Source organism: Vibrio sp. Vb0349 (assembly GCF_033338975.1).
On sequence record NZ_JAWOTS010000308.1, the window covers coordinates 1 to 1,192 of the forward strand.

The 1,192-nt window shown below is 44.8% G+C and carries 2 protein-coding genes; one reads left to right on the forward strand and one right to left on the reverse strand.

From position 1 onward, the window contains the following. A partial coding sequence (locus tag R7Q47_RS25415; protein WP_318090131.1) for a class II glutamine amidotransferase occupies positions 1-216 on the forward strand: 216 nt, incomplete at its 5' end. A 153-nt stretch (positions 217-369) separates the two neighbouring features. Here R7Q47_RS25415 and znuB read toward each other — a convergent pair. Further along, positions 370-1,155 (reverse strand): zinc ABC transporter permease subunit ZnuB, encoded by a 786-nt coding sequence (gene znuB / locus R7Q47_RS25420; protein ID WP_005455500.1) that lies wholly within the window; start codon positions 1,153-1,155, stop codon positions 370-372. Between the last annotated feature and the right edge of the window lie 37 nt (positions 1,156-1,192).

Sequence of the window (1,192 nt, forward strand, 5' to 3'; positions counted from 1 at the left end):
ATCAACTTCCAAGAAGAAACAACACCAAACGATGTTGTTTCTGTCATTGCGACTCAGCCTTTAACCGGCAATGAGACTTGGCATCGAATGAAGCCCGGTGAATATGGTTTGTTTCACCTTGGTGAACTGATCCAAAACAATGCATCTGATTTGAAGGATGTGCCATTTGCAGCGCCCAAACCGGGTAATCAAGCTCCGACCGAACCTTTGGAATAACGACGTTTCTAGACATCAAGTTTTCCAAATAACAAAAAGGCAGTCACTCGACTGCCTTTTTTGATGCGATTTTGTATTGATTTTGTATGTAAGCCAGCAATAGTACTGAGAATTCTTAATCACCAGATCCGTTTGCTTAACTTGTGCTTATAACTAAGCTTTCCGCTGAATCAGTTGGCTCAGCATAAACAAAGAAGTCGCACTGATCACCACTGATGGGCCTGCTGGAGTGTCGAAGTGCCAAGACAGACTCAGTCCCATTAGAACTGAAATCGCACCTATGATGGATGCGAAGAATGCCATTTGTTCTGGTGTAGAAGACAACTTACGCGCTGTTGCTGCAGGGATGATCAACAGTGAAGTCATGATAAGGGCACCGACAAACTTCATACCTACCGCAATCACTACGCCCACCATCAGCATCAAGACCAGACGAATTAAGTCTGTGTTCACACCTTCTACAGCGGCTAGCTCTTCGCTGACGGTACTTGATAATAACGGTCGCCAGAATATGTACAAACATGCACTAACGGCAATTACGCCGGCATAAATAAACATCAAATCTTCTGGTGATACAGCTAATAAATCACCAAATAGGTAACTCATTAGATCGACACGAACATTGTCCAAAAAGCTTACTGACACCAAACCGATAGACAAAGAGCTGTGAGCTAGAATTCCGAGTAGGGTATCTGTGGCCACCAGTTGCTGCCTTTGCAGTGTTACAAGGAGTACCGCTAATGCTAAACAGCAGACTAGCAGCGCAAGATAGAGGTTAACGTTCAGTAAGAACCCGAGAGCGAGCCCCATTAACGATGCATGGGCAAGAGTGTCACCGAAGTAGGCCATTTTGCGCCATACAACAAAAGACCCAAGTGGTCCTGCGATGATTGCAATACCAATACCAGCGAGAATAGAAGGTAGAAGAAACTCAATCATGGTGATGATGTCCGTGGTTATGGTTAGAGCACGAGGT